This window comes from Enterovibrio litoreus (genome assembly GCF_045679545.1).
Classification (GTDB): Bacteria; Pseudomonadota; Gammaproteobacteria; order Enterobacterales; family Vibrionaceae; genus Enterovibrio.
The window spans coordinates 1,317,300-1,342,101 of record NZ_CP166194.1 but is presented as its reverse complement, the minus strand read 5'-3'; the positions used below and the strand labels follow the sequence as shown (position 1 = coordinate 1,342,101).

20 protein-coding genes, 1 tRNA gene and 1 other RNA gene are annotated in these 24,802 nt (G+C 46.8%); 13 read left to right on the top strand and 9 right to left on the bottom strand.

What is annotated here, in order from left to right:
* The first annotated feature begins 88 nt into the window (after nucleotides 1-88).
* From AB8599_RS05905 to AB8599_RS05890, 4 genes are all read left to right on the top strand, one after another.
* Complete coding sequence (locus tag AB8599_RS05905; protein ID WP_407332822.1) at nucleotides 89-1,774, top strand: LytS/YhcK type 5TM receptor domain-containing protein; 1,686 nt, start codon at nucleotides 89-91, stop codon at nucleotides 1,772-1,774.
* A gap of 5 nt (nucleotides 1,775-1,779) precedes the next feature.
* On the top strand, nucleotides 1,780-2,511 hold the full coding sequence (gene btsR, locus AB8599_RS05900) for a two-component system response regulator BtsR (protein ID WP_407332821.1): 732 nt from the start codon (nucleotides 1,780-1,782) through the stop codon (nucleotides 2,509-2,511).
* Between the two features lie 195 nt (nucleotides 2,512-2,706).
* Nucleotides 2,707-4,026 carry an APC family permease gene (locus tag AB8599_RS05895; protein WP_407332820.1) on the top strand — a complete coding sequence of 440 codons (1,320 nt, stop codon included), beginning with the start codon at nucleotides 2,707-2,709 and terminating at the stop codon, nucleotides 4,024-4,026.
* A complete protein-coding gene (locus tag AB8599_RS05890; RefSeq protein ID WP_407332819.1) occupies nucleotides 4,023-4,913 on the top strand; it encodes a DMT family transporter in 891 nt (296 codons plus the stop codon). The genes AB8599_RS05895 and AB8599_RS05890 overlap by 4 nt, the downstream gene beginning before the upstream one ends.
* Nucleotides 4,914-4,936: 23 nt before the next feature.
* Here AB8599_RS05890 and kch read toward each other — a convergent pair whose 3' ends face one another.
* The 7 genes from kch to uxuA all read right to left on the bottom strand — a co-directional run bounded on the left by kch (nucleotide 4,937) and on the right by uxuA (nucleotide 14,092).
* Entirely contained in the window at nucleotides 4,937-6,202 is a 1,266-nt protein-coding gene (kch, locus tag AB8599_RS05885) for a voltage-gated potassium channel protein (RefSeq protein ID WP_407332818.1), read from the bottom strand.
* Nucleotides 6,203-6,479: 277 nt separating this feature from the next.
* Nucleotides 6,480-7,241: an FCD domain-containing protein gene (locus AB8599_RS05880; protein ID WP_407332817.1), complete on the bottom strand. Its 762-nt coding sequence runs from the start codon at nucleotides 7,239-7,241 to the stop codon at nucleotides 6,480-6,482.
* Nucleotides 7,242-7,464: 223 nt separating this feature from the next.
* Nucleotides 7,465-7,980 (bottom strand): YgjV family protein, encoded by a 516-nt coding sequence (locus tag AB8599_RS05875; RefSeq protein ID WP_407332816.1) that lies wholly within the window; start codon nucleotides 7,978-7,980, stop codon nucleotides 7,465-7,467.
* A gap of 131 nt (nucleotides 7,981-8,111) precedes the next feature.
* Nucleotides 8,112-9,938, bottom strand: a complete 1,827-nt coding sequence (gene uidA, locus AB8599_RS05870; protein ID WP_407332815.1) for a beta-glucuronidase — start codon at nucleotides 9,936-9,938, stop codon at nucleotides 8,112-8,114.
* Between the two features lie 142 nt (nucleotides 9,939-10,080).
* Complete coding sequence (locus tag AB8599_RS05865; RefSeq protein ID WP_407332814.1) at nucleotides 10,081-11,382, bottom strand: OprD family outer membrane porin; 1,302 nt, start codon at nucleotides 11,380-11,382, stop codon at nucleotides 10,081-10,083.
* Nucleotides 11,383-11,455: 73 nt separating this feature from the next.
* Nucleotides 11,456-12,829 (bottom strand): glycoside-pentoside-hexuronide (GPH):cation symporter, encoded by a 1,374-nt coding sequence (locus AB8599_RS05860; RefSeq protein ID WP_407332813.1) that lies wholly within the window; start codon nucleotides 12,827-12,829, stop codon nucleotides 11,456-11,458.
* 78 nt (nucleotides 12,830-12,907) lie between these two features.
* Complete coding sequence (gene uxuA, locus AB8599_RS05855) at nucleotides 12,908-14,092, bottom strand: mannonate dehydratase (protein ID WP_407332812.1); 1,185 nt, start codon at nucleotides 14,090-14,092, stop codon at nucleotides 12,908-12,910.
* A gap of 679 nt (nucleotides 14,093-14,771) precedes the next feature.
* On the opposite strand from uxuA, the gene AB8599_RS05850 reads away from it, so the two are divergent.
* The 6 genes from AB8599_RS05850 to AB8599_RS05825 all read left to right on the top strand — a co-directional run bounded on the left by AB8599_RS05850 (nucleotide 14,772) and on the right by AB8599_RS05825 (nucleotide 20,314).
* Nucleotides 14,772-16,235, top strand: a complete 1,464-nt coding sequence (locus AB8599_RS05850) for a fructuronate reductase (RefSeq protein WP_394211882.1) — start codon at nucleotides 14,772-14,774, stop codon at nucleotides 16,233-16,235.
* A 12-nt stretch (nucleotides 16,236-16,247) separates the two neighbouring features.
* Nucleotides 16,248-17,660 carry a glucuronate isomerase gene (uxaC, locus tag AB8599_RS05845; RefSeq protein ID WP_407332811.1) on the top strand — a complete coding sequence of 471 codons (1,413 nt, stop codon included), beginning with the start codon at nucleotides 16,248-16,250 and terminating at the stop codon, nucleotides 17,658-17,660.
* Between the two features lie 3 nt (nucleotides 17,661-17,663).
* Nucleotides 17,664-18,626, top strand: coding sequence for a sugar kinase (locus AB8599_RS05840; protein WP_407332810.1), 963 nt, complete (start codon nucleotides 17,664-17,666; stop codon nucleotides 18,624-18,626).
* Nucleotides 18,627-18,635: 9 nt separating this feature from the next.
* On the top strand, nucleotides 18,636-19,262 hold the full coding sequence (locus AB8599_RS05835) for a bifunctional 4-hydroxy-2-oxoglutarate aldolase/2-dehydro-3-deoxy-phosphogluconate aldolase (protein WP_274166290.1): 627 nt from the start codon (nucleotides 18,636-18,638) through the stop codon (nucleotides 19,260-19,262).
* Nucleotides 19,263-19,330: 68 nt separating this feature from the next.
* Nucleotides 19,331-19,849 carry a YgjV family protein gene (locus AB8599_RS05830; RefSeq protein WP_407332809.1) on the top strand — a complete coding sequence of 173 codons (519 nt, stop codon included), beginning with the start codon at nucleotides 19,331-19,333 and terminating at the stop codon, nucleotides 19,847-19,849.
* A gap of 105 nt (nucleotides 19,850-19,954) precedes the next feature.
* Nucleotides 19,955-20,314, top strand: a complete 360-nt coding sequence (locus AB8599_RS05825; protein ID WP_407332808.1) for a hypothetical protein — start codon at nucleotides 19,955-19,957, stop codon at nucleotides 20,312-20,314.
* A gap of 92 nt (nucleotides 20,315-20,406) precedes the next feature.
* Here the strand turns inward: AB8599_RS05825 and AB8599_RS05820 are convergent.
* A non-coding RNA gene (locus tag AB8599_RS05820) (RtT sRNA) lies at nucleotides 20,407-20,552 on the bottom strand.
* A gap of 44 nt (nucleotides 20,553-20,596) precedes the next feature.
* Nucleotides 20,597-20,687 (bottom strand) — tRNA-Ser (locus AB8599_RS05815).
* 366 nt (nucleotides 20,688-21,053) lie between these two features.
* On the opposite strand from AB8599_RS05815, the gene AB8599_RS05810 reads away from it, so the two are divergent.
* The 3 genes from AB8599_RS05810 to AB8599_RS05800 all read left to right on the top strand — a co-directional run bounded on the left by AB8599_RS05810 (nucleotide 21,054) and on the right by AB8599_RS05800 (nucleotide 24,704).
* Nucleotides 21,054-22,691, top strand: coding sequence for an acetolactate synthase large subunit (locus AB8599_RS05810; RefSeq protein WP_407332807.1), 1,638 nt, complete (start codon nucleotides 21,054-21,056; stop codon nucleotides 22,689-22,691).
* Nucleotides 22,692-22,710: 19 nt separating this feature from the next.
* On the top strand, nucleotides 22,711-24,102 hold the full coding sequence (locus AB8599_RS05805; RefSeq protein WP_407332806.1) for an aldehyde dehydrogenase family protein: 1,392 nt from the start codon (nucleotides 22,711-22,713) through the stop codon (nucleotides 24,100-24,102).
* A 242-nt stretch (nucleotides 24,103-24,344) separates the two neighbouring features.
* Nucleotides 24,345-24,704 (top strand): hypothetical protein, encoded by a 360-nt coding sequence (locus tag AB8599_RS05800; protein WP_016959207.1) that lies wholly within the window; start codon nucleotides 24,345-24,347, stop codon nucleotides 24,702-24,704.
* Nucleotides 24,705-24,802 lie beyond the last annotated feature (98 nt).

The window sequence follows — 24,802 nt, the reverse complement described above, 5'->3', positions numbered from 1 at the left end:
TAAATCAAGAGCCTGCATTGTCAGGCTCTTGTTGTTTGCAAGCCAAGCCTGAGTACAATACAGACAAACCAAAATAAGAAGGCTCACCATGGAACTGGTTCTTTCGCTCTTGCAGCAAATGTGTGTGTATTTGGTGCTGGCGTACATGCTCAGCAAAACCCCTATCATTCTGCCCTTGCTCAACATTTCTTCTCGCTTAAGCCATCGTCTTATTTGTTACGTTCTCTTTTCTGGCTTTTGTATTCTCGGCACTTACTTTGGTCTTCACATTGACGATGCTATTGCCAATACTCGCGCGATTGGTGCAGTGATGGGCGGCTTATTCGGCGGGCCTGTGGTGGGCTTTTTTGTTGGCCTTACCGGCGGCATTCACCGCTATACGCTTGGTGGTTTCACCGATGTGGCCTGTGCTATTTCGACGACGGCAGAAGGCTTAATTGGCGGCATGCTCCACGTGTATTTGGTGAAGCGTCATCGTGTCAGTCTGCTTTTCAATCCTGCGGTGGTGTTTGGCATTACCTTTGTGGCCGAAATTGTCCAGATGTCCATATTGTTGCTTGTTGCCAAACCGTTTGATCAAGCCTACGCCCTAGTTTCTGCCATTGCGGCCCCGATGATCATTGCCAACTCGTTAGGTGCAGCCTTGTTTATGAGCATCCTGCAAGACAGGAAAACCATCTTCGAGAAATATTCCGCTACCTTCTCACGCCGCGCACTGACCATTGCAAAACGCAGTGTTGGCATTCTGCACCAAGGCTTCAATCAAGACAGCGCCAACAAAATCGCCCGCATCATTTATGAAGAGACCCAAGTCGGCGCGGTGGCGATTACCGACAAAGAAAAGATTCTCGCGTTTGTCGGCGTGGGTGACGATCACCATGTGCCCGACACCAAGATTTCATCACAAAGCACCCTAGATGCCATGAGCAAAGACGTCATTATCTATCTCGATGGCAAAGAGCATCCTTACCAATGCTCGTTGTCTCCAGATTGCAAACTGGGCTCTGCCCTGATAATCCCACTGCGTTCTGGCGATGATGTGGTTGGCACGATCAAGCTTTATGAGCGCAAGCATAAGCTGTTTTCCACCATCAATATGTCGATGGCAGAAGGCATTGCCCAACTGCTTTCAAGCCAAATTCTGTTTAGTGGTTACTTGCAGCAAAAGTCATTGCTAACGCAGGCTGAAATCAAGCTGCTACAAGCCCAAGTGAATCCACATTTTTTGTTTAATGCGCTCAATACCATTAGCGCCGTGATTCGCCGCGACCCTGATAAAGCACGTGAGCTGATCCAGAATCTATCGCAGTTTTTCCGAAGCAACCTCAAACAGAACATCAACACGGTCTCATTGCGCGAAGAATTGGAGCACGTTAACGCTTACCTCAGCATCGAGAAAGCGCGCTTCACTGACAGGCTCAATGTCGACATTTCGATTGATGACGCCCTGCTGGATATTCAGATCCCCAGTTTCACTCTGCAACCTCTGGTTGAAAATGCCATCAAGCATGGTATTTCAACACGACTGGAAGGCGGACAGGTGCGGGTTTACAGCCAAAACACACCGCTAGGTTTTGCCATTACGGTAGAAGACAATGCAGGCTGTTACCAGCCTCCCGCCAACAATCATCAGGGATTGGGGCTAGAAATCGTGACAAAAAGGCTAGAAAACCAGTTCGGACGTGACTCACAGCTAAAAATCGACTGCGAGCGTGACCAATTTACCCGAATGACGTTTATCATTCCGGCCGCAGAAATGAACAAAGGTGCATAAATAGGATGTTAACGGCACTCGTTATTGACGACGAACAATTCGCCCGAGAAGAATTGACTGAACTTCTCAAAGAATCCGGTGATATTACCGTGGTTGGGGAAGCACCAAATGCCATTATTGGGCTGAAAAAAATCAATGAACTGCGCCCCGATGTGGTATTTGTGGATATTCAAATGCCACAAGTCACAGGGCTAGATCTGCTTTCTATGCTCGACCCTGACAATATGCCTTACGTGGTTTTTGTCACCGCTTACGATCAATACGCCATTCAGGCGTTTGAAGACAACGCATTTGATTATCTGCTCAAACCCGTCGAACCTCAGCGCTTGGTCAAAACCTTGCAGAAGCTGGTGCGAAATGCACAAAAGGATACGCTTCAGCAAAATGTATCCGCTATTGCCAGCGAATGTTTAGCGCAAATTCCGTGCGTGGGCCATAACCGCATCCTGCTTATTCCAACCCATCACGTTGAAAGCGTGTATTCCGATCTCAGCGGCGTGCATGTGCGCTCGGCAACACAAACCGCCAGCACGCAACTGACATTAAAAACGCTGGAAGAGAAAACGCCGCTGCTGCGTTGTCATCGCCAGTATTTGGTCAATGTTCAGCATATTCGCGAGATTACGTTGCTGGAAAACGGGTTGGCAGAAGTCATCACCACCAGCGATTTCACCATTCCGATCAGTCGTCGTTACCTCAAAGTACTTAAAGAGGCGATAGGCTTAACAGGAAACTGACCCTGTTGTTCCGCCCACGGCAATAGTGGGCGGAATCCGCTATCCTCTCTCTTCGAGCTACTTTTCGACGCCAACAAATTCCTTCCTTTTGTCACACATACGCGGCAACGCCACCTATTCCGGTGAACTATCGTGCTAGTTACTTTGTGTTTTTTTATTCCAATTGGTATCACTCGCCAACTGTAGGGAGCTTTAATGGCAGACCCCACCTCTTCGCACCACCGTCACATCAGTCTATGGGGTGTTGTCGCGTTGGGCATTGGTTCTATGGTTGGCGCGGGGGTGTTTGCACTGCTCGGTCAAATTGCTGTTAATGTGCGCGGAGAGACGTGGATTGTGTTTGTGTTAGCTGGCATCGCCGCGCTTTTCTCCGGTTACTCATACGCCAGACTTTGCGCTAAATTTCCCTCCCGCGGCGGTGTGACAGATTTCTTCGCGCTCGGTATGGGTTCACCACGAATCGAACGCGCATTAGCCTGCTTGTACCTCATTACCCTTGTACTCACCCTCGCACTTGTTGCGAAAGCCTTTGGTGCCTATGCTGCGCGCGTTGTTCATCAGCCAGATCACAGCGGCTGGGTGAATGTTTATGCCACCGGCATTATGATCCTCCTCACCATCGTTAATCTCATGGGATCTAAAGCGGTGGGACGCATTGAAATGTTCCTTGTGGCGATAAAACTCAGCATTCTCGCCCTTTTCATCGTCGTTGGCGCCGTTACCATCAAACCCGTCATGCTTGAAGTGCATAACAATGTCGCCCCTTCGATGATGTTTTCCAGTATTGGGCTCGCGTTTTTTGCTTACTCAGGGTTCGGCATGATGGCAACCGCTGCGGCCGATGTCAGTGATCCTGAAAAAACCATGCCACGCGCTTTCATGCTCGCGGTCGGCGTTGTCATGGCGCTCTATGTCGTGCTGGCATTGGTGGTACTAGGGAATGTTGCACCTGAGGATTTGGTGAAATACACCGACACGGCGGTGGCACAAGCTGCGGAGCCAATTTTAGGTAATTGGGGCTTCATTTTAGTTTCGCTCGCGGCTTTGTTTGCTACCGCTTCTTCTATCGTCGCGAACATCTTCTCCATGCTCAATGTCTCTAAGCGAATGGGGAGTAGCGGGATCTTGCCGCAGATATTTCGTATCCACTCTTTTGCTGGCGGAACCCGAGGCTTTTACAGCCTGATCGCCATTGTCATTGTGCTCACCAATTTCTTCGATTTGTCTTCCATTGCCAACGTCGCCAGTGCAACGTTTCTGGCCTGCTATATCGCTGTTTTTATCGTGTGTTGGCGCAGACGAAAAGAATGCCATGCCAACCCCTTAATTATCGCCCTGGGGTTTGTTTTCATGACGGCGATATTTGCCACCTTTATCGGCGAGATGATTCTTGAAAAGCTCTGGTTAGAATGTCTCACGCTGGCAGCCGCAGCATTCTTTAGTCTGCTTATTGGCTGGCGCAGACCTGATATCGACAACCAACAACCTGACAATTCAAACAGTGAGCAACAATGACTTTGATTTCAAGCCTATTCAATCGCTTCCAAGGTGAAAGCAGAGGCCGTCTTTTCACCATGCTTGGGGTAATGATTCTCAGTTTCGACAGCTTGTTGGTGCGCCTCATTGACAGCGATGAATGGACGTTAATTTTCTGGCGAGGGCTGCTGCCCGCCATCGTGTTCTTTTTGGCACAGTGGAAAATGGATAAACAGGTTCTAAAAGAACATCTATTTCGACCGAAAATCAGTACCCTACTGACCTCAGTGTTATTTTCGGCATCCACGATCTGTTTTGTTTTTTCACTCGATCATACCGAAGTGACCAGCACGCTGGTTATCACCAATACCGCGCCTTTGATCACCGCCGTGCTCGGTTTTTTCTTTTTGGGAGAGAAGCTCAGTCGATCGACGATTATCGCCATTATCATTTCCGTGGGAGGGATATGGCTGGTGTTTGGCTATCAGCCCAACCCCGCCGAGTTGGAAGGGGACTCTTTGGCGATGGTGACGGCGATTTCAATGTCGGTGTATCTGATCATGCTGCGTAAAACACACGCCCGCTATGCCACGGTATTCTTGATTTACTCAGGGATATTCACCGCAGTGGTTGCCTTTCTCGCTGGCGCGAAACCTTTCTCACTCCCTCCGATAAAAGACCTTTATATCGTGTTGCTCTGCGGCGTGGTATTACCGTGTTCATTCCTATTGATCAACATTGGCCCGCGCTATTTGCCTGCCGCAGAAGCCAGCCTGATACTACTGCTCGAAGTGTTGTTCGGCCCTTTGCTTGTTTGGCTTTTCCTCGGCGAAGCACCCGCCCCCGCGGTAGCACTCGGCGCAGGGATCATCGTTGTCACACTGGCAGCGCATACCATTTGGAGTCAAAAAAAGCACTCGGGATGAGGCTGACTCACGTTAGTTGCACCTTATGAAACGGGGTTCTTTCCACCGCTTTCATTGGCTTCGTCGTTGTTGGAGGTGTCCGCTTTGTCTTTCACCAAGCCTTGCCCTGAGCGCAGTAGCATGTTGAGTAATTTTTCGTTGTCGAGCGCTTCACCAGACAAAATACTTGCCAACACTTCACTGCCAAACAACTGCGGCGACAACAATACATCCGCTTTTACTTGTTTCACCTTGCTCATGTTCTTTGCATCATTCACCGCGACCACAGTGCGAGTGTCAGGGTTTAACTCTTTAACAGACAACACAATGAATGCGTTGGTGGCATCATCGTCGGTTAACGCCAACACCGCATGACATTGATCGACACCCGCCGTTTTCAGCAAGGTGTTATCGGTGCAATCGCCAGATAATATATCCAGCTTACCGCCCAACCGTTGCTCGATTTGCGGAAATCTTTCTTCGTCTTCCGCCGTCAGCACGGTGACATCAAAGTTCCGCCGTTTAAGTTGAGAAATGGTACTCAGCGCCAACACCGAAACGCCGCAAACAATGTAGTGATTCTTTCTGTTCATTTTCTTGGGAGTCCCTTTTACAAGCTTGTTTAATCCGCCCCAGATAAGCGGGCCAAACACAGTGGTCAATGAAGTGGCAAATACCGTGATCCCGGCAATGATGACTGAAACAGTGAATAACCGAGCGCTTTCTGTCATGGGAATAATGTCGCCATACCCCACCGTGGTCATGGTAACCATGGAGAAATAAAAGGCCGTCATCAAGTCGTGGATTGGCGGGTGATAACCACCACCAAAATACAAAGCACCGTAGGTGGAATAAAAGAGTAAAGCGATGAAGCTGATGAGTGCGGCGATACCACCTGCGGTGGCACTGGAGTGATTGAAGTCTTTGCTGCACACCATCAGCAATACAAGCGCACCCGCACTCCAATAGAAATGCTTACCAATATGCGGGAAGAAGTGCCAAGTAAATGCGAGAACAATCAATAGCAGTATGAGGCTAACCGCCCACGCAATGCGCGCGCGAAAGAGCAAGCCGAACGCATTAAGCATAAGGAATATGCCGAGCAAAAACCAAGGCCCGTTGGCCACATCAGACCAATTGATGCCCGTGAAGCTTTTGATATTAAAAACATCAAGAACGTTAGCAGATGCCCCCCACACCGACAGGAAGATAATCGCGCCGTTGGTGAAAACCACCATCGCCACGAGAATGTGTCGAATATAGACCCACACTGAAACCAAACGACGCCAAAACTGCCTGAGAATGCTCAAACCCAACCCTCAATACGTTGATAACCAACGCAGTATAGATGGCTAGACCAACGTGAATGTGCTTCATTCCTAGGGCATGACGCAACTATCCACAATTTCTCTATAAGCCGAAATCGAAGCATCTACGCATTGAATAACAAATAGGAAGGAGAGGTAAGAAGGGCGAACAGAAAACACTGCCGTTTTTCAGCCAAAAACAAAGAAGCCGCGAAAACATCGAAAAGATTAAGATGTTTGCACGGCTTCATTATTCACTGTTTTGGGTAGTTAAAGAGTGTTACTCCCCACCCATGATCACGACAGGGTTGGAGCTAAACAGATAGCCATCAAAGTTAGGATCATCAATATCCGACAGTTCAATCAGCCTTTGTTTCACGTTTTCAAGGTGTTGCCACATAGCACTCTTTGCAGCAATAGGGTCTTTCCTCTGCATGGCTGCTAGAATCCGAGCGTGATCGTCTAACCATTCATCGCGGTAGTCTTGAGTGCTGATACGTGAATGAAGCTTTTTCCACATAGGGCTTTGCTCACGTCGATCCCAAGACTGCTTCAGCATATCCACCAGCACAGAGTTTTGCGTCGCAGCAGCGATAGACATGTGGAACTCTTCATCACCACTGTATCCCGTGATACCGCAAGACAATTCACTTCGCTCTAATTCGAGCGCAGCACGCATCTTCACAATATCACTGGGAGTGACTTGAGTGGCTGCAAACTCGGCAATATTGCTTTCCAACAATTGACGAGCCTGTAGCATTTCAAACGGACCCGCTTCATCACTCACCTGATTATCATGCAAGTTAGAGGCACTTGGAATATTCAGGATATACACGCCAGAGCCTTTCTTAACTTCAACTAAGTTGTCTAGCTCTAACATGATGATAGCTTCACGCACTACAGTGCGACTGACATCGAGACGTTCTGCAATATCACGCTCAGGAGGCAACCTATCACCGACCTTATATTGGCCATCGCTAAGTTCGTTTCTTAGTATTAGACCTATCTCTTGGTAAGGTCTTTTGGGTTCAAAAGGTTTCATGACAATACTTGTACTTTATCCATTTGCTTTCTCGAACCATCATAACGACCAATGAAAATTGGTCAACCCAATTCCACCGGCAAACCTTAAGGTGTTGTTTTTATTTGATTTAAATCTCACAAAATGAAAATGACTCGATGCATTCCTATCAACCAATTTTACTCAACTAGCGCCTTTTCCTACCCCGTGATTTATTGTGACTCGCGGTCGTGATCACCCGAGCTTAGCTTGGAGATGATACTAAGCGCTCTGATTTCATCATTCGATATGCAGTAATTACACCTAAAAACAACAGAATGCTTTCGATAGCAATGCCGCCGATTGACCCAATGATTACTGCATTTGAAATCCCAAAGAAACATGAAAAAATCAACACAATGCGCATCTTAATCCCTTTAAGAGTAACAATGGCCATTGTATTGATAACCGCCCCAATGACAGGAAGCATATCAATGGGTTTTGACATGAGTGAAATACCAACAATTGAATAGATTGCTGCGAATATCAATGCCACCCACAAAGAACTATACCTAATAGAGACAACATTTCTTACAATCCCAACCATGAGAGTACTTGCTGTGACCATCGAACTTAACATGACGTAGTGAGATGCCAACAATATATAACCTATGGTCATCCAAACTTTCAACTTGATATCATTTGTTTGTAGCATCGCTATTATCGCGCTAGATAATGCCAAATAACCAAGAATCTGAGAATGTGAAAATATTTCGTTCACGTTAGTTTTCCAAGTTAAAAAATGGAGGTTATACCCAAAAAACGACATGCATGAAGCAGGAGACGAAGTTGTTCAATTCGTCATACAAAAAGAGCGGCCATATGACCGCTCTTTGTATTCGTATCGCTTAATTATTTTTGGTTGAAGTCTTTAACTACACCCCAACGAGCGCGCAAGTGGTGTGCTGCCATCTTAGGTTGACGGTCACGAGTAAACGCACCCTTCTTGTTGCCGTTAACACGAATAATGCCTTGGCCAGTATTAAAGTCATGCATATTCCAGCAGTGCTCACCAACGACTGCGTCACAGCTATCAAATGCCGCAAAGTTCTGGTCTAAGTACTCGTTGTAATACTCTTCAGTGAACATTGTCGATGGCAGAGCGTGGAAGCCTGAAACCGTGTCGGCACCGAATTCAGTGATGATGATTGGTTTGCCTTCCGTCGCCCAGCCAGCAAGTTCTTTTGCGAATTGATCACCCGCATTTGGCAAGTCAGCACCGTTAGTCACGTACCAACCGTAGTAGCGGTTTAAACAGACAACATCTGCAAACTGAGAAGCTTTACAGTTGCCGTAAGCAGCCAGCATAAAGTTAACCATTGTCATCGGGCGGTCTTGTGCATCTAAGCCATCACGAGCAAACGCAAAGATTTCTTTGAAGTAAGCTTCGGATGATTCTTGAGATGAATCAGGTTCGTTCGAGAGCGACCACATAACAACACAAGGGTGGTTCTTATCACGCGCGATTAGCTTAGTAATCGCATCTTTGTGATTGACCATACCTTCAGTTTGCACATCTTCACGGTCGAAGTGCTTAACAGGAACGGCATTGGAACCACCCATACCCGCTTGAGAAACATCTGTCATGTTCCAAGCACCAACGTGCGAGACTTCGTCGATGATTACTAAGCCACGACGGTCAGCAAGTTGCATGAACTCTTCTGGGTAAGGGTAATGCGAAGTACGCAAAGAGTTAGCGTGGATCCAGTCTAAACACTCAAGATCGCGTAGGTTCATAATGTCGCTGTGACCACGGCCAATGGTGTGTGCATCGATGTGGTGACCAAACCCTTTGAAGTAAAATGGTTCGTTATTGATTAGGAATTTAGTTCCTTCAACTTTCACCGTACGAACACCGACAGGTAGCGTGTAGATGTCGACAAGTTCTTCACCCTCAACAATCGTCGCGACAAGGTCGTACAGGTAACCTTTACGCGGTTGCCAAAGAATCACATTCTCAATGGTTAGCGACCCTTGCTGACCATTCGCGGTAGCGACAACTTCACTCTCTGCATTTAGTAGAGATACACGGATCTCCTGACCAGCATTAAGTGCAGACTCAATCGCATATTCCACGGTACCGGTTGTCCCTTCGAAGCCGGTGACAACAGTGATGTCATTAACACGTGTTTTAGGCACTGCAACCAAACGAACTGACGAATGGATACCTGCGTAGTTAAAGAAGTCGAATGCAGGCGTACATTCTTTCACGCCGTTGTCATGTGTCTTCACTGAACCAACAGGGATTGTTACCTTAGATAGTTCGTTGTTAACAACGACAACAACCGTGTTTTTCTGACCAAACTTAGCGACGTCATTTAAGTTGCCACCAAAAGGCGTGAAACCGCCCTCATGTGACACAAGCTCTACACCGTTTACAAAAACCGTGGCACGATGTGTTGCTGAGCCAAATCGAATCAGTGTATCCAGTGCTTCGAATTCAGAAGGAATATAAAAGTCTGTTTGATACCAAACATCACCACAGAAATCTCGTTTTGCAGCTTCGGTGAAAATGTCGTTGTAAGAGCTTGGAACAACCATTTCGATGGTGTCGGTAAGACCATCTTTCCAATTTTCGTTACGACCTACACCTTGGGTATCAAACTTAAATTTCCAAATACCATCAAGTGAAATTACACGGCGCTTTTCATTATCTAGTGGGTACATGAATACAGACATTTTTATTCCTTTTATATAGTAATTTTTGATTAAAATAACTTATTTTAAAATTTGGTTAGTGACCTAAATCACCATTATTAATAAAAAAATAAATTAAAAAAATTAGTGATTAAAAAGCATTCAAACAAGTATCAGCATGGGACTACTGAAAGAAGTTAAAATCATATTGCGCAGAAAACTTAATATCATAATAATCAAGCTGACCTGCCTTTTCTCCTGTTTGATCCTCTTCGGCCTTGTTAAGAACAAGTGATGACTTTAATCCTTTAAGTTGGCCAGAAGTAAATTTATGGGAAATTGTCAAGTTAGCACCAATACCATCTACTACGGTTGTTTCGTATGAATCTAAATCACCATCAGTCTTAACGATGAATAATCCTGAAGACCAGTTTTCATTGAAGTTGTAGCCGCCACCAACTTGCCAAGATGTCGTATTGTGTCCATTCCGTGCAATTGACATATCAAATGGAAATACAATATCGGTATCGATTGAAGATCCTGTAATCTTGTCACCGACTTGACCAAAGCTAGCCACACCAAAAACCTGACCTTTGGCAATAGTTATTTGCGTCGAAGCGACATAAGTGTTCTCTACATCATTTAATTGGTTTTCTTTTGTGTAACCGATTGTTTGTCCATAGAAAATACGACCGTCGAACTTCACAAATAAGTCGCTATCAGTGACAAACGCATAATCTAAGTTGCTTTGTAATTGATAAGTGTCATCTTCTTGAAAGCGGGCACCAAATGATGCGGCATACATTGGCGCGTCATACACGACACCAATATGATAACGCGGTGTATGTTTTCCGTTGACTGCGTCATCTTTCCAAGCGGTATCAAACCCACCCGCTGTTTTTGTTGTCACTGCACCATAAAAGTCCAGTGTATCGGTTGCTTCGTAATGAACTAAGCCACCCTCTTTCATCGATGGCATGGTTCGAACTGATGAATACTCCAACAATGGCACGATATGATCCATCGAACCATAAGCGTAATCGGTTCCCCAGCGACCTAACTTAATTTCAAGTCCTTCGACAGGTTTAAGATTGACAGAGCCACCAAGCAAATTGAATGATTCATCGTTTGCATCTAGATATGCACGCGATGTTGCATCGTCAGCCACACTCATGAGTTTGTGGATCGAGTAGGAATAGGCTTCTACATCAAACCAACTGCTTAGGTTAGATGTTTCATAGTCAACCATGACACCTTGAACCCAAGCTTCTACGTTTCCGTACTTACAATCTTGAGCATCAGGATCACTGCCACAAGCACTTGGGCGATCTGCCATACGTAACTCATTGCGCAAACGAACACGTAAATCTTGCTCTAGTTCATCAGAAGTGGCTCCTGATTGACTTTCTGATGCCATCGCTCCACCAGATAGCGCCAATGCAATAGCAGATACTAAAAGCCCTACATTGAATTTCTTGCACTTCATAAGATACCTTTCTGTTTCACGTTATGGTTTTGAATATTTATAAGTAACAACTTCATTTGGGTTACGTTTTTTATTATTTTGCGTCAGCACCAAGCTTCATCATTGCTTGGTTGTGTAAAACCATTTGTTCACGTTTTTCAGGAGTGATATTCCACATAAATTTGAAGATTAAGAACATGGCAATGGATGCGATGGCAGGCAGTAGGAAGATCATCGCGTGCAAGCCGTTTTGTGTTTCCATGGTCTGAGTGGCAAGTGACGGGTCATAGCCAATAACACCGATACCCACACCTGCTAACGCACCCGCTAACGCGCCAGCCACTTTACGAGACAGGGAGTAAGACGCGTAAATAACGCCAGCTTCACGCTTGCCACACTTATATTGGTTGTATTCGATACAGTCAGAAACCAGGCACCACATAATCGCGACAGTAAACATACTGAACAGTTTTTCTGATGTGTAGAAAGCGAGATATTGCATTGGGGTTTCAACGTAGAAGTAACCCACCACGCATAGCAAAACTGTCATCAATGAGCACATCATGATGATGTTACGCACACCAAAACGAGCAGTTAATTTCGGCGTAACAAGCAGAATCACAATCATTGCACCAAGGTCGATAATGCCCGTATACGCTAAGATTTCGAGTGCATTGTCCATGTTGCTCTTAATCCAGAAGATAAGAGTCGCACCGACACCGTAAAGCGCAGTTAGGCAGCAAAGTCCGGCTAAACTCACAGCAATTAAAGGACGATTCGAAGCAAGAGATTTAATTTGCTGTGTGAACGGCGTCATAGGCGCTGGTTCTGGTTTGATGTTTTCTTTAGTATTGAAAACAGCAATCATGTGGCAGGTAATACCAAATAAACCGAGTACCGCCATCGCAAACAAATAGCCTTTACCGATATCATCAGCAAATAGGGTTAACATGATTGGAACTACAAACTTAACCATGGTTGAACCAACAATCGCGCCTAGCGTTCTGAATGTTGATAAGCTGGCTTGTTCCGCTGCATCTTGCGTCATTGAACTGGCTAGAGAACCGTAACTGATATTACAGATCGTATAACACATACCCCATGTAATATATGTTAGGTAAACCCAAGCTAATTTTTGCCCATCTGATAATGAGTCTGGAACAATAAACATGAGTATTGCTGAAGCCGCTAAAGTAAACGACCCCCACTTTATAAATGGTCTAAATTTATCCGCTGAAGGATTATTTAATTTAGCGTACCTCAGCTCAGCGATAGTACCCATCATTGGGTCGTTGATTCCGTCCCAAATCCTGGCTAATAGAAACAAAGTACCTACTGCAGCGGCAGATATACCAATAACATCAACATAAAACGCGAGTAAGAATGTGGATGACATAGCAAATGACATATTGTTACCTATGTCACCAAACATGTACCCCACTTTATTTCGTAGCGTTAACATCTTCATTTTTATTTTTCCATGTTATTGAATTTGGCTGGGCGACCAAGACATTTAGCCACCCTAATCATTAAGCTCTATTACTGTTTATTTATTAAAATAGGCGCGTTTAATCCCTAGTTCTAAGCCGCGGACTTCTGCGAGTCCTTTTAGTCGACCGATACAGGAATAGCCTGGGTTGGTTTTTTTCTTCAGGTCATCAATCATTTGATGTCCATGATCGGGTCTCATTGGAATAGAGCGCATATCGCCTTTAGCAATACGTTTCTCTTCCTGAGTAATGAGTGCTTTAACAACCTCGAACATATCGACGTCACCTTCTAGGTGAGCCGCTTCATGAAAACTTGATTGGTTTTCTTCACGTTGTGTTGACCGCAGGTGTGTGAAGTAAATACGATCGCCATGTTTATTGATCATATTCACTAAATCATTATCGCCGCGAACACCGTAAGAACCGGTACACATGGTGATGCCGTTCATCATGCTTGGCACAGCTTCGGTCAACCAATCGATGTCCTCAATGGTTGACACAATTCGCGGTAGGCCCAAAATTGGACGCGGTGGATCGTCCGGGTGCACTGCCAGTTTTAGTCCATATTGCTCACAAACAGGCACTAACTCTCGCAAGAAAGCAGCCATATTTTCACGCAAAATGTCTTTGGTAATGTCTTGGTAGCGGTCAAGTTGGCACTGGAAGTCTTCTAGCGTGTAGCCTTCTTCCGCCCCTGGTAATCCCGCGATGATATTAGAAGTAAGCTTGCTTAAATCTGCTTCAGACATTGCGTTGAAGTAATGGTTAGCTTGTGCGATTTCTTCTTCGCTATATTCTTTTTCTGCACCAGGACGTTTCAGTATAAAGAGTTCAAATGCGGCAAAAGCGATGTGGTCAAAGCGCAGAGCCTTAGAACCATCACTCATTTCAAACTCAAGATCAGTACGTGTCCAATCTAATACTGGCATGAAGTTGTAGCACACAGTGTCAATGCCACATTCCGCTAGATTGATAATGCTTTGCTTGTAATTCTCAATCCATTCGTTGTAGTTACCCGAGCGGGTTTTAATTTCTTCATGCACAGGGATGCTTTCAACAACAGACCAAGTCATGCCCATTTTTTCGATGGTTTCTTTGCGTTTCAATATTTCCGCCACCGGCCAAACCTGACCGTTAGGGATATGATGAAGCGCCGTAACAATGCCCGTCGCGCCCGCTTGTTTGATATCAGATAAGCCTACTGGGTCGGAGTCCCCATACCATCGCCACGTCTGTTCCATAAAATCCTCTATTTCTCGTTTTAGGAGCGTTTGTTTGTTGAAATCGACAACATGGGAATGTTTTTAATCAATCAATCGACTTGAGGCAATTGAGAATGATCAATTGGTTGACCAAACCTACAATAAAATTTAATTTTGGTTTGCCAACATCTGTTCTGTGATGAACATCTGAGATTAAGAGAGGTTTTTCAATTACATCGACGTGTAATTACGGGTGTTAGAAGGAGGTGGAGATACGCACTAAGCCATGAAAACCCTAGGATTTTTGTCTATTCATACTCTCACTCATCGACTATATCGTTAGCCTACTCAGAAGAGAAACACATCATAACCTGCTTTTTTACAACAAGTTTTTTACATACTCTTTCATTCCATTCACCGATTAGTGCTACGTATCCGTAAAGGCACAGTGACAGTCGCTTTCGACTCATATATCAGAATGACTACAATTGATTGACCAAAATCACAGATAACAGCACAATATTGGTCAACCAAAGCAAATGTGATCATACTCACTATCAAGCCCAAACCCCTGTTTTATACTCCGATTAATCTTGAAAACATGATGCTAAATTGAAGCAATAAAACCGCAATTATTGGTCTACCAATACAGATTTTCGCATCAATATGGCTCAGTAAAATCAATAACAATCACTGATCGGTTATATAGGACACCATCATGAAAACCATCTATAACTCAATGCTCAACGACTATGTGCAGCTCCCCGACTACGACCGATCTGTACTGAAGAGCCGTATTGTTCACTTAGGCTTTGGCGCTTTTCATCGAGCGCACCAAGCGTTAATCACCAACGAAATGCTCAATAGAACCGGTTGCGACTGGGGCATTTGTGAGGTCAATTTATTTGGCGGTGAAGCGTTGATCGAATCACTTCGCGCACAAGACCATCTTTACACCGTGGCAGAAAAAGGGGCAGATTCAACCACTGTAAAAGTGATTGGTTCAGTAACCGAATCACTGCACCCTAGCCTCGATGGTATTCAAGCAGTCTTAGAGAAGATGGCAGAGCCTCAAGTCGCTATCGTATCCATGACTATCACAGAGAAAGGCTACTGTGCAGACCCAGCAACAGGGACACTCGACAAGAACAACCCACTGGTCGTTGCCGACCTTGCAAACCCTACTGAGCCAAAATCAGCACTGGGTTACATCGTTCAAGCGCTACTACTGCGTCGTGAGCGTGGCTTGTCTCCATTCACTGTTATGTCTTGCGATAACGTGCAAGAGAACGGGCATGTTGCAAAGGCTGCCATTCTTGAGTTCGCTCAATTGCTTGACCCAGAGCTCGCGGCTTGGATTGAAACTCACGTAACGTTCCCATGCACCATGGTTGACCGCATCGTTCCCGCCGCGACTGAAGAAACGCTGGCTGAAATCTCTGAACTACTTGGATGTGAAGACCCTTGTGCCATTGCCTGTGAACCGTTCCGTCAATGGGTCATTGAAGACAACTTTGTTGCAGGTCGTCCAAATTGGAATATGGCTGGCGCTCAGTTCGTGGCAGACGTGGTGCCTTATGAAGAAATGAAGCTGCGCATGCTCAATGGCAGCCACTCTTTCTTAGCCTATTTGGGTTACCTCGGTGGTTATGCACATATCTCTGACACCATGACCGACGAAGGTTATCGAAAAGCAGCATTCAACATGATGATGCAGGCTCAAGCACCGTCTTTGACTATGCCGGAAGACACTGATTTAGAGGGCTACGCCACGCTACTTATCAACCGTTTCACCAACCCAAGCTTGAAACACAAAACGTGGCAAATCGCGATGGATGGTAGCCAGAAGATCCCGCAACGTATGGCGGGAAGCTTGCAGTTCCACCTTTCACAAGGCTCTTCATTCTCTTGGCTAGCAACGGCCATTGCCGGCTGGATGCGCTATGTGTCTGGCGTGGATGAACAAGGCAACGAAATCGATGTTCGTGACCCAATGGCTGAAACCTTGCGCGCTATTTGTGACCAACACGGTCAAAGTCCTTCTGTCGTGCCCGCTTTGCTTAACATCGAAGCGATCTTCCCTGCCGAACTGGGCGAGAATCCATATGTGGTTGACGCAGTCAGCACCGCTTATCAATCTCTGATTGATCATGGCGCTCGCGCTACCGTTGCAGCATTGTAAGAGACATTTGCTATGAAGAATTTCCTGTGTGATGACTTCCTACTTTCAAACGAAACCGCCCGTCGTCTTTACCACGAACACGCGAGCCATCAGCCAATTTATGACTTTCACTGCCATCTCAATCCGGCGGAAGTTGCAAAAGACCGCCAATTCGAAAACATCAGTAAAATTTGGCTTGAAGGTGATCATTATAAGTGGCGTGGTATGCGCTCGGCGGGGATTGATGAGCGCTTAATCACTGGTGATGCCAGCGACAAAGACAAATTTATGGCATGGGCAAAAACTGTCCCTCAGACCGTCGGCAATCCCCTATACCACTGGACTCATCTCGAACTTCGCCGTCCGTTTGGCATCACAAGCACGCTATTTGACCCAAACACGGCTGACCAAATATGGCATCACTGCAATGCGCTGTTATCAACGCCTGAATTCTCTGCTCGCGGCATCATGAAGCAGATGAATGTGGTGATGGCGGGCACAACCGACGACCCTATTGATTCCTTAGAACACCACAAAACAATTTCAGCCGACACCACGTTTGATGTTCAAGTGTTACCAAGCTGGCGTCCAGATAAAGCATTCAAAATCGAACTGGATGCGTTTGCTGATTACCTGCAAAAACTGGGCGAAGTCGCTGATGTAAACATTCGTTGTTTCGACGATCTACTGATTGCCTTAGATAAGCGCTTGGCTCACTTTGACGCACACGGTTGTCGCGCAGCAGACCACGGGATCGAAGTGGTTCGCTACGCGCCAATCCCGAGCGAAGCTGATTTAAATACCCTTCTGACACGTCGTCTTGCCGGTGAAGTGCTAACAGAACAAGAATACGCGCAGTTTTCGACCGCCGTTCAAGTATGGCTGGGCAAGCGTTACGGAAAAATGGGCTGGGTCATGCAGCTTCATATCGGTGCACAACGTAATAACAACACGCGCATGTTCCAACGTTTGGGTGCAGATGCCGGCTTTGACTCGATTGGCGATGCAACCTTCGCGTTTGAGTTAGCTCACCTATTGGACGAGATGGACCAAAGTAACGAACTGCCGCGCACGATTCTTTACTGCCTAAACCCACGAGACAACGAAATGATGGCCACCATGATTGGTAACTTCCAAGGTGGTGGCATCGCAGGCAAAGTTCAATTTGGCTCGGGTTGGTGGTTCAACGATCAAAAAGACGGCATGCAGCGTCAAATGGAACAGCTTTCTTCACTTGGTCTTCTTAGCCAGTTTGTTGGCATGTTGACAGACTCTCGCAGTTTCTTGTCATACACCCGTCACGAATATTTCCGCCGCATATTGTGTGACATGGTCGGTCGCTGGGTCGAGAATGGCGAAGCACCAAATGATATGTCACTGCTTGGCCCTATGATTGAAAACATCTGCTTTGGCAACGCCAAACGTTATTTTGAAGAGAGGGTTTAACTGATGAAACACATCGCCATTATTGGTGAGTGCATGATTGAGCTGAATGGAAAACCCTTCGGGTCTATGCATCAAACGTTCGGCGGCGACACGCTCAATGCAGCTGTGTATTTACGACGTGGCAGCGACGCCAATAACAATCCAGATGACATCAAAGTCTCTTACGTGACGGCATTGGGCACTGACGCTATCAGCAAAGGAATGCTCACCCGATGGCAACAAGAAGGTATCTCCACTGAATTGGTGCTTCACGACGAAACACGTACGCCGGGGCTTTACCTGATCCAATTGGATGATCAAGGTGAACGAACGTTCTTGTACTGGCGCAGCCAATCTGCTGCGCGATACCTGCTTCAACATCCGAAATTTGACACGATCAAACACGCGTTAATCGACGTTGATATGGTGTTTTTGAGTGGGATTACGCTAGCTATTTTGCCTAGCGAAGATCGCATTGCCTTGCTGCATTTGTTGGCAGAACTTAAAGCCCAAGGCGTCGAAATTGCCTTTGATAGCAACTTCCGCCCCGCGTTGTGGCCGCAAGATAACAATCACACAGTCAAGAATGCATACCAATCGATGTATCAACTAACGGATGTTGCATTGGTCACTTTTGATGATGAACAACTCCTTTGGGGAGACACATCACCTGAGCAGACTATTGAGCGCCTCACATCGCTTGGTGTCACTAAGTGCATCGTCAAACTAGGCGAAGATGGCTGCTTAATTAAAGATTCCGGCGCGGCTTCGGCTCCACGGGCCGTGCCAACTCATCCCGTCGCTGAAGTTGTTGATACCACTTCTGCAGGCGACTCATTTAATGGTGGATTTCTGTCTGCCTACCTAGCAGATACCGACCTTATATCGGCCTGCCAGCGCGGCAACGCCATGGCGGGTGTCGTCATTCAACATCGTGGCGCCATCATCGCAAAAGAACTCACTCAATTAGCTATCAAGCCCATTTAAGGATTACCAATGCCTAGCATTAAAGAACAACTGAAAGCCCTGAAAGTTATCCCTGTTATCGCTATCGACAACGCTGAAGACATTATTCCTTTGGGTAAAGTGTTAGCAGAAAATGGCTTGCCTGCTGCTGAAATCACCTTCCGTTCCGACGCCGCTGTCGAAGCAATTCGCCTGCTACGTGCGTCGCAACCGGACATGCTGATTGGCGCGGGTACTGTGTTGAACCGCGAACAAGCCATCGCGGCAAAAGAAGCCGGTGCTACCTTCGTCGTTTCCCCTGGATTTAACCCAAATACCGTGAGAGCTTGCCAGGAAATTGGTATCGATATCGTCCCTGGCGTGAACAACCCAAGCACCGTCGAAGCTGCACTAGAAATGGGTCTCACCCTGCTCAAGTTCTTCCCTGCAGAAGCATCAGGCGGTATCAACATGGTGAAATCGCTGCTGGCGCCTTACACCAACGTAGAGCTGATGCCTACAGGTGGCATTAACCCAGCCAACGTGAATGACTACCTCGCTATTCCTCGCGTCGTGGCCTGCGGCGGTACATGGATGGTTGATAAAAAGCTGATCGAAGAAGGCAACTGGGATGAGCTAGCTCGCCTAACTCGTGAAGCAGCGGCATTGGTGAACTGAGCCTATTCGGCGAACTAAACGGCCCTAGATATCAGGGCCGTTTTTTTGCAGAAAGATGGAGAAACAACATGGAAATGTGGTTCACGCAGTGGGTTGGCGGCGTCGCCTGTCTGGTGGGTATTTCGGCATTTTGGCAAAAAGACGATTTACGATTTCGCTATCAGATGATGGCATTTTGTTTCGTCATGAGTCTTCACTTTGCCCTCATGGGCGCAGCAGTCGCCGCAACGGGTGTCGCCATTAACGGAGTACGCAGCTTTGCTTCCGCCAAAACCCGCTCTCGCATCGTCATGTGGTTTTTCATTGCTCTGATGTGGGCGATGACTGTCAGCAATATTTCGCACATTTTTGAATTGATGGCAGTGGTTGGGTCAACCGTTGCGACGTGGGCATTGTTCACACAGAGTGGCATCGTGTTGCGCTCTCTGATCTTGTTCAACTCTTCATGCTGGCTCGCACACAATCTTTGGCTAGGTTCAATTGGAGGAACAATTGTTGAATCCGCCTTTATCATCACCAATATATTGACGATTTATCGCCTGCATTCGTCTCAACAAGCCATACAAAGCACCAGCCAAGTTTCCTAGTTACCAACCCCTAACGTTATCACTGTTCGTCATCGTTAGATTGCGAGTCATCAATTTCCCTCAATCATCAGGCTGCGTTGCTTCACTGCCTGTTTAGGAGCAAAAATGTCACAAATCAAACCATTGAGTTGGAATGACCAATCAATCCCTCACAAGTTTTGGGTAGAGCAACAGGAGGATGGTTGCAAAATATACTTGGAAGTCATTAAAGACGTCGAACCAGAGCGGCTTTCTTTGGTCGTGCCCGACGTGGACATGGAGACGGTACTCACTGCATGGCAAGGACACGCAACCAATATTACGCCTGCTTTTGATGACGGTATTCTATTCACTCAAACCCGTGCGCTACTTAACTTGCCTCAAGGATGCTTGCTTTGGGCTGTTACCCATATAAAACGCATAGATGACCTAAAAATGTCGGCTGATAAGCTCTTTTTTGTACCCTTGCGAACGATGGATCAGTAAGGAAATGAGTTAGCTTCACCATCGCTTGAATGCAAAAAGGCCGCTGTATCTTTCGCAAGAGCAGCGGCCTTTTCTAATTTGGCGGAGCCAGATCGTGATATAGCGGAATTTACTCGGTCGCTGCGCTCCCTTGCCCTTCGGGCCGTCGCCTTTCCGACTTCGTCGGGGCTACGTTGTCTCGCTTCGCTCGGCTGAACCCAAGCCTAGGATTCTGCATCCCTATTTATAAATGCTTATTCCAGATACGAAAAAGCCCGCTCACTGAGCGGGCTTAATCTAATTTGGCGGAGAAATAGGGATTTGAACCCTAGGAGGGCTATAAACCCTCGCCGGTTTTCAAGACCGGTGCTTTAAACCACTCAGCCATCTCTCCGTGAGCGGGGCGAATATTAAGGGCGAAACGAAATTCTGTAAAGTCCTTTTCTGCTTCAACTCGTCCAAGTGCGGCTTTTTTGAACGAAACAGTCGATTTCATCGTGATCTCACGGTGTGCTTGGTCATTTAGCTACTCAAATAGCGCTTCGTGCGAATCATTCCTTTCAGCTTACTGACCAGTTTCTCAACTATGTGACTACACTGATCAAAAAGCCATGCGCTATTGATAGGTAAATCATTTTTGTTTTACCGAGGAACGACGGTTCTCGCATCTGCTGTTAGCAGTGCTGTTCTTGGATCTGCCGACAACCTTGTTGCGCGTACCTGGCCCCATGCTAACGAGACGAGATACGAGAACCCTTTTATGAAAACATCTGATCTGTTTGTTAAAGCGCTAGAAAACGAAGGTGTGGAATATATCTACGGTATTCCCGGCGAAGAAAACCTCGATTTCCTCAATTCACTCAAAGCCTCCGACATCAAACTTGTCCTAACTCGGCACGAGCAAGCTGCTGGGTTCATGGCTGCCACTTATGGGCGCTTAACCGGTAAACCTGGCGTTTGTCTTTCGACACTTGGCCCAGGAGCAACCAACTTCGTCACGTCGGCGGCGTATGCGCAGTTGGGCGCGATGCCAATGGTGATGCTAGGTGGGCAAAAACCCATCAGGAAAAGTAAGCAAGGCCGTTTTCAGATTATCGATGTCGTCAATCTTATGAAGCCCATCACCAAATATTCAGAACAAATAGTCGATGGAAACAACGTGCCTGCCATGGTGCGTGAGGCATTCCGCCTTTGTTCAGAGGAACGCCCTGGCGCTGGCTATTTAGAATTGCCAGAGGATATCGCGGAAGAAGAGTCTGGCGCTTCGATCTTTGATGTCGTCCACCACCGCCGTCCAGACGCAAATCATCAGTGTGTTGATCAAGCCGCTGAAATGATCAAAAAAGCCAAAATGCCTTTGCTACTGATCGGCGCGGGCGCAAATCGTAAACGCTCTAGCTTGGCACTGAAAAAATTCATCGACGACACAGGTATCTACTTCTTCAATACCCAAATGGGTAAGGGTGTTGTCGACGAACGTCATGAACGCTTCATTGGCACAGCTGCACTTTCTAGCCATGACTTTCTTCACTGCGCTATCGAGAAAGCCGACCTCATCATCAACGTCGGCCATGACGTGATTGAGAAGCCCCCTTTCTTTATGGAAAAAGGCGGCACCAAAGTCATTCATGTGAATTTCTTTGCGGCACGTACCGATGAAGTCTACTTCCCGCAAGTCAACGTGGTGGGTGACATCTGTTCTTCTGTGAATCGACTGACAGAGAAAGTCGGCAAACTCGAACAAGACATGGGCTTCTTCGGGCGCGTAAAACAAAACGTGGACGAGCGCACTACCAAGTACTTTGAAGACCGCCGCTTCCCGATGTTGCCGCAGAGACTGGTCAAAGTTATCCGTGATCAGTTAGATGATGAAGACATTGTTACGCTGGATAACGGCGTCTATAAAATCTGGTTTGCGCGCAACTATCTATGCCATTCCAATAACACTTTGCTGCTCGATAATGCACTGGCAACCATGGGTGCTGGCTTACCTTCGGCGATGGTGGCAAAACAGCTTAATCCTGACAAAAAAGTGGTCTCCGTAAATGGGGATGGCGGCTTCATGATGAACTCGCAAGAGATCGAAACCGCCGTGCGTATGGGGTTGGACATGGTCGTTATCATCTTGAATGACAGCGCCTACGGTATGATCAAATGGAAACAAGAAGGCATGAACTTTGACAACTACGGGCTAGATTTTGGTAACCCTGATTTCGTCAAATATGCCAACAGCTTTGGGGCCATTGGGCATCGCCCTGATAGCCATGATGAGTTTCAGTCGATACTCAAAACGGCATTAAATTCGAAAGGCGTTCATGTGATTGATCTTCCGGTCGACTATTCACTCAACCACTCGATATTGAATGTGTTGATCAAAGAAAGTCGCTCGATCAGTTAACTACGGAGACGGGATTTCCATGGCAGAACTCAATGTTTATCGCCCATTTGATGGTGGGCTGATCCGTTCCATTCCTCTACAAAGCACCAATGACGTTGAAACCGCCATTGCCACCGCACATGGCCTGTTTGAAGACAGACAAGCATGGCTTGCGCCACATCAGCGTATTGAGATCCTCGAGCGAGTGGTTGAGATTATCTCATCTCAGGTTGAGTTACTTACTCGCCTTGCCGCAGAGGAAGGGGGAAAACCCTACACCGATTCAAAAGTTGAAGTGTTACGGGCAATCAACGGCGTAAAACTGGCCATTGAACACATTCCTCAGATCAAGGGCGAGCAGATCCCCATGGGCCAAACGGCGGCATCGGTGAATCGACTTGCCTTTACGATTCGCGAACCGATTGGCGTCGTGTCTTCTATCAGCGCTTTTAATCATCCGCTCAATTTGATTGTGCATCAGGTGATCCCCGCGTTGGCAGTGGGCTGTCCGGTGATTATCAAGCCGGCACTCACCACGCCCCTTTCTTGTCTTCGTTTAGTAGAAATACTCCACGAAGCAGGATTACCCAAAGGGTGGTGTCAGGCCATAGTGTGTGAGAATGAAGCCGCAAGTAAGCTGGTGACGGATCCGCGCATCAACTTTTTGTCTTTCATTGGCTCATCGAAGGTCGGTTGGTCGCTGCGATCGCAACTGGCCCCGGGTACGCGCTGCGCACTTGAACACGGCGGCGCTGCGCCTGTGATTGTTGATACCAGCGCCAATATAGAAGAAGTGGTTCCTAGCCTTGCAAAGGGAGGCTTTTACCATGCCGGACAAGTGTGTGTATCTGTTCAACGTGTCTATGCCCATCAATCGTTTTGCCGAGAATTAGCCATCAAGATTGCTGAGGCGGGCGAGAAAATGAAAGTGGGCGATCCGCTGAATCCTAATACGGAAATCGGCCCGTTGATACTTCCTAGAGAGGTCGATCGCGTTGACGATTGGGTTCAGGAGGCCATTGAAGCTGGCGCAGAACTGTTAAGCGGGGGCAAGCGCATCTCAGATACTTGCTACGCACCAACCGTGCTGCTCAACCCACCTGAAAACGTGCGCGTTTCTCAAATGGAAATTTTCGGCCCCGTCATTTGTGTATATTCCTATGGCAATAAAGACGATGCCATAAGACGCGCCAATTCCCTGCCCTTTGCATTCCAAGCCGCCGTATTTACCAATGACTTAGACAATGCGCTTTATCTCACGCAAAGGCTTAACGCAACCGCCGTCATGGTGAACGACCACACGGCATTTCGTGTGGATTGGATGCCCTTCGGCGGTCGAGATTCTTCGGGTGTGGGCTTAGGTGGCATTCAATATTCCATGCATGACATGACACGAGACAAGATGCTGGTGTTTAAGAGTCCGAGTCTTTAAACGTTTAGCAAAACTCGAACCAAAAAAGCACAAAGTGACAGTGACTTTGTGCTTTTTTTAATCCCTCTGTTTGATATCGTTTACATCGCTTATCCGCACTTTCTCGCGTGATTCATATGGCCAAAAATCAACCATTCATATAGAATCGCCAGCTCTTAGGTAACATGACTTACCTTGACCTTTCAGACAGTGCATCAGGAGACCGTTTCTGTCTGCGTTTACACAAGCACAGGCAATACTTCATGCACATTCTTAAACTTAGCGGCACGCTCGCAGTAGCCACGCTTTGTATCCAACTGGTTAACATGATCAGTGTCCGTTACCTTGATGCATCAAACGTTTTGATGTCGGCAGCGAAAATTTGCCTGCTCGCCATCCCATTTATGTATATCGGCAGTGTCGGCTTTTCCGTTTATTACGGCAGTGGCGCACAAAAATTCCCGTATGTTTCACTGGTGCTCATGGCGGCGGGTTTTTCTACTTTGTTCGGCATTGTTCTGACGCTATTTTTTCAGAAAGTCATCCCCACTCCCCAGCAGTTACTTGGCTGTGTGCTATTACTGGCAGGCATTGGCGTCACTGTGCTGGGTAAAAATGCGTGATAGCCTTTTAACCATAAGAAGAAGAGCAACAGTCAGAAGCATTCCTTCAAGCTCTCGGTGCTCTTTGGGACAAAAACGCTGTTGAGTGCTTGCCCTAA

What these genes read in the sequence shown, in the direction of transcription:
- AB8599_RS05890 (WP_407332819.1), top strand. Translation starts at nt 4,023, where the DNA reads ATGACTTTGATTTCAAGCCTATTCAATCGCTTCCAAGGTGAAAGCAGA.
- AB8599_RS05825 (WP_407332808.1), top strand. Translation starts at nt 19,955, where the DNA reads ATGTCACAAATCAAACCATTGAGTTGGAATGACCAATCAATCCCTCAC.
- uxaC (WP_407332811.1), top strand. Translation starts at nt 16,248, where the DNA reads ATGAAGAATTTCCTGTGTGATGACTTCCTACTTTCAAACGAAACCGCC.
- AB8599_RS05905 (WP_407332822.1), top strand. Translation starts at nt 89, where the DNA reads ATGGAACTGGTTCTTTCGCTCTTGCAGCAAATGTGTGTGTATTTGGTG.
- AB8599_RS05835 (WP_274166290.1), top strand. Translation starts at nt 18,636, where the DNA reads ATGCCTAGCATTAAAGAACAACTGAAAGCCCTGAAAGTTATCCCTGTT.
- AB8599_RS05810 (WP_407332807.1), top strand. Translation starts at nt 21,054, where the DNA reads ATGAAAACATCTGATCTGTTTGTTAAAGCGCTAGAAAACGAAGGTGTG.
- uxuA (WP_407332812.1), bottom strand. Translation starts at nt 14,092, where the DNA reads ATGGAACAGACGTGGCGATGGTATGGGGACTCCGACCCAGTAGGCTTA.
- AB8599_RS05805 (WP_407332806.1), top strand. Translation starts at nt 22,711, where the DNA reads ATGGCAGAACTCAATGTTTATCGCCCATTTGATGGTGGGCTGATCCGT.
- AB8599_RS05865 (WP_407332814.1), bottom strand. Translation starts at nt 11,382, where the DNA reads ATGAAGTGCAAGAAATTCAATGTAGGGCTTTTAGTATCTGCTATTGCA.
- AB8599_RS05880 (WP_407332817.1), bottom strand. Translation starts at nt 7,241, where the DNA reads ATGAAACCTTTTGAACCCAAAAGACCTTACCAAGAGATAGGTCTAATA.
- AB8599_RS05840 (WP_407332810.1), top strand. Translation starts at nt 17,664, where the DNA reads ATGAAACACATCGCCATTATTGGTGAGTGCATGATTGAGCTGAATGGA.
- AB8599_RS05800 (WP_016959207.1), top strand. Translation starts at nt 24,345, where the DNA reads ATGCACATTCTTAAACTTAGCGGCACGCTCGCAGTAGCCACGCTTTGT.
- btsR (WP_407332821.1), top strand. Translation starts at nt 1,780, where the DNA reads ATGTTAACGGCACTCGTTATTGACGACGAACAATTCGCCCGAGAAGAA.
- AB8599_RS05850 (WP_394211882.1), top strand. Translation starts at nt 14,772, where the DNA reads ATGAAAACCATCTATAACTCAATGCTCAACGACTATGTGCAGCTCCCC.
- AB8599_RS05860 (WP_407332813.1), bottom strand. Translation starts at nt 12,829, where the DNA reads ATGAAGATGTTAACGCTACGAAATAAAGTGGGGTACATGTTTGGTGAC.
- uidA (WP_407332815.1), bottom strand. Translation starts at nt 9,938, where the DNA reads ATGTCTGTATTCATGTACCCACTAGATAATGAAAAGCGCCGTGTAATT.
- AB8599_RS05830 (WP_407332809.1), top strand. Translation starts at nt 19,331, where the DNA reads ATGGAAATGTGGTTCACGCAGTGGGTTGGCGGCGTCGCCTGTCTGGTG.
- AB8599_RS05895 (WP_407332820.1), top strand. Translation starts at nt 2,707, where the DNA reads ATGGCAGACCCCACCTCTTCGCACCACCGTCACATCAGTCTATGGGGT.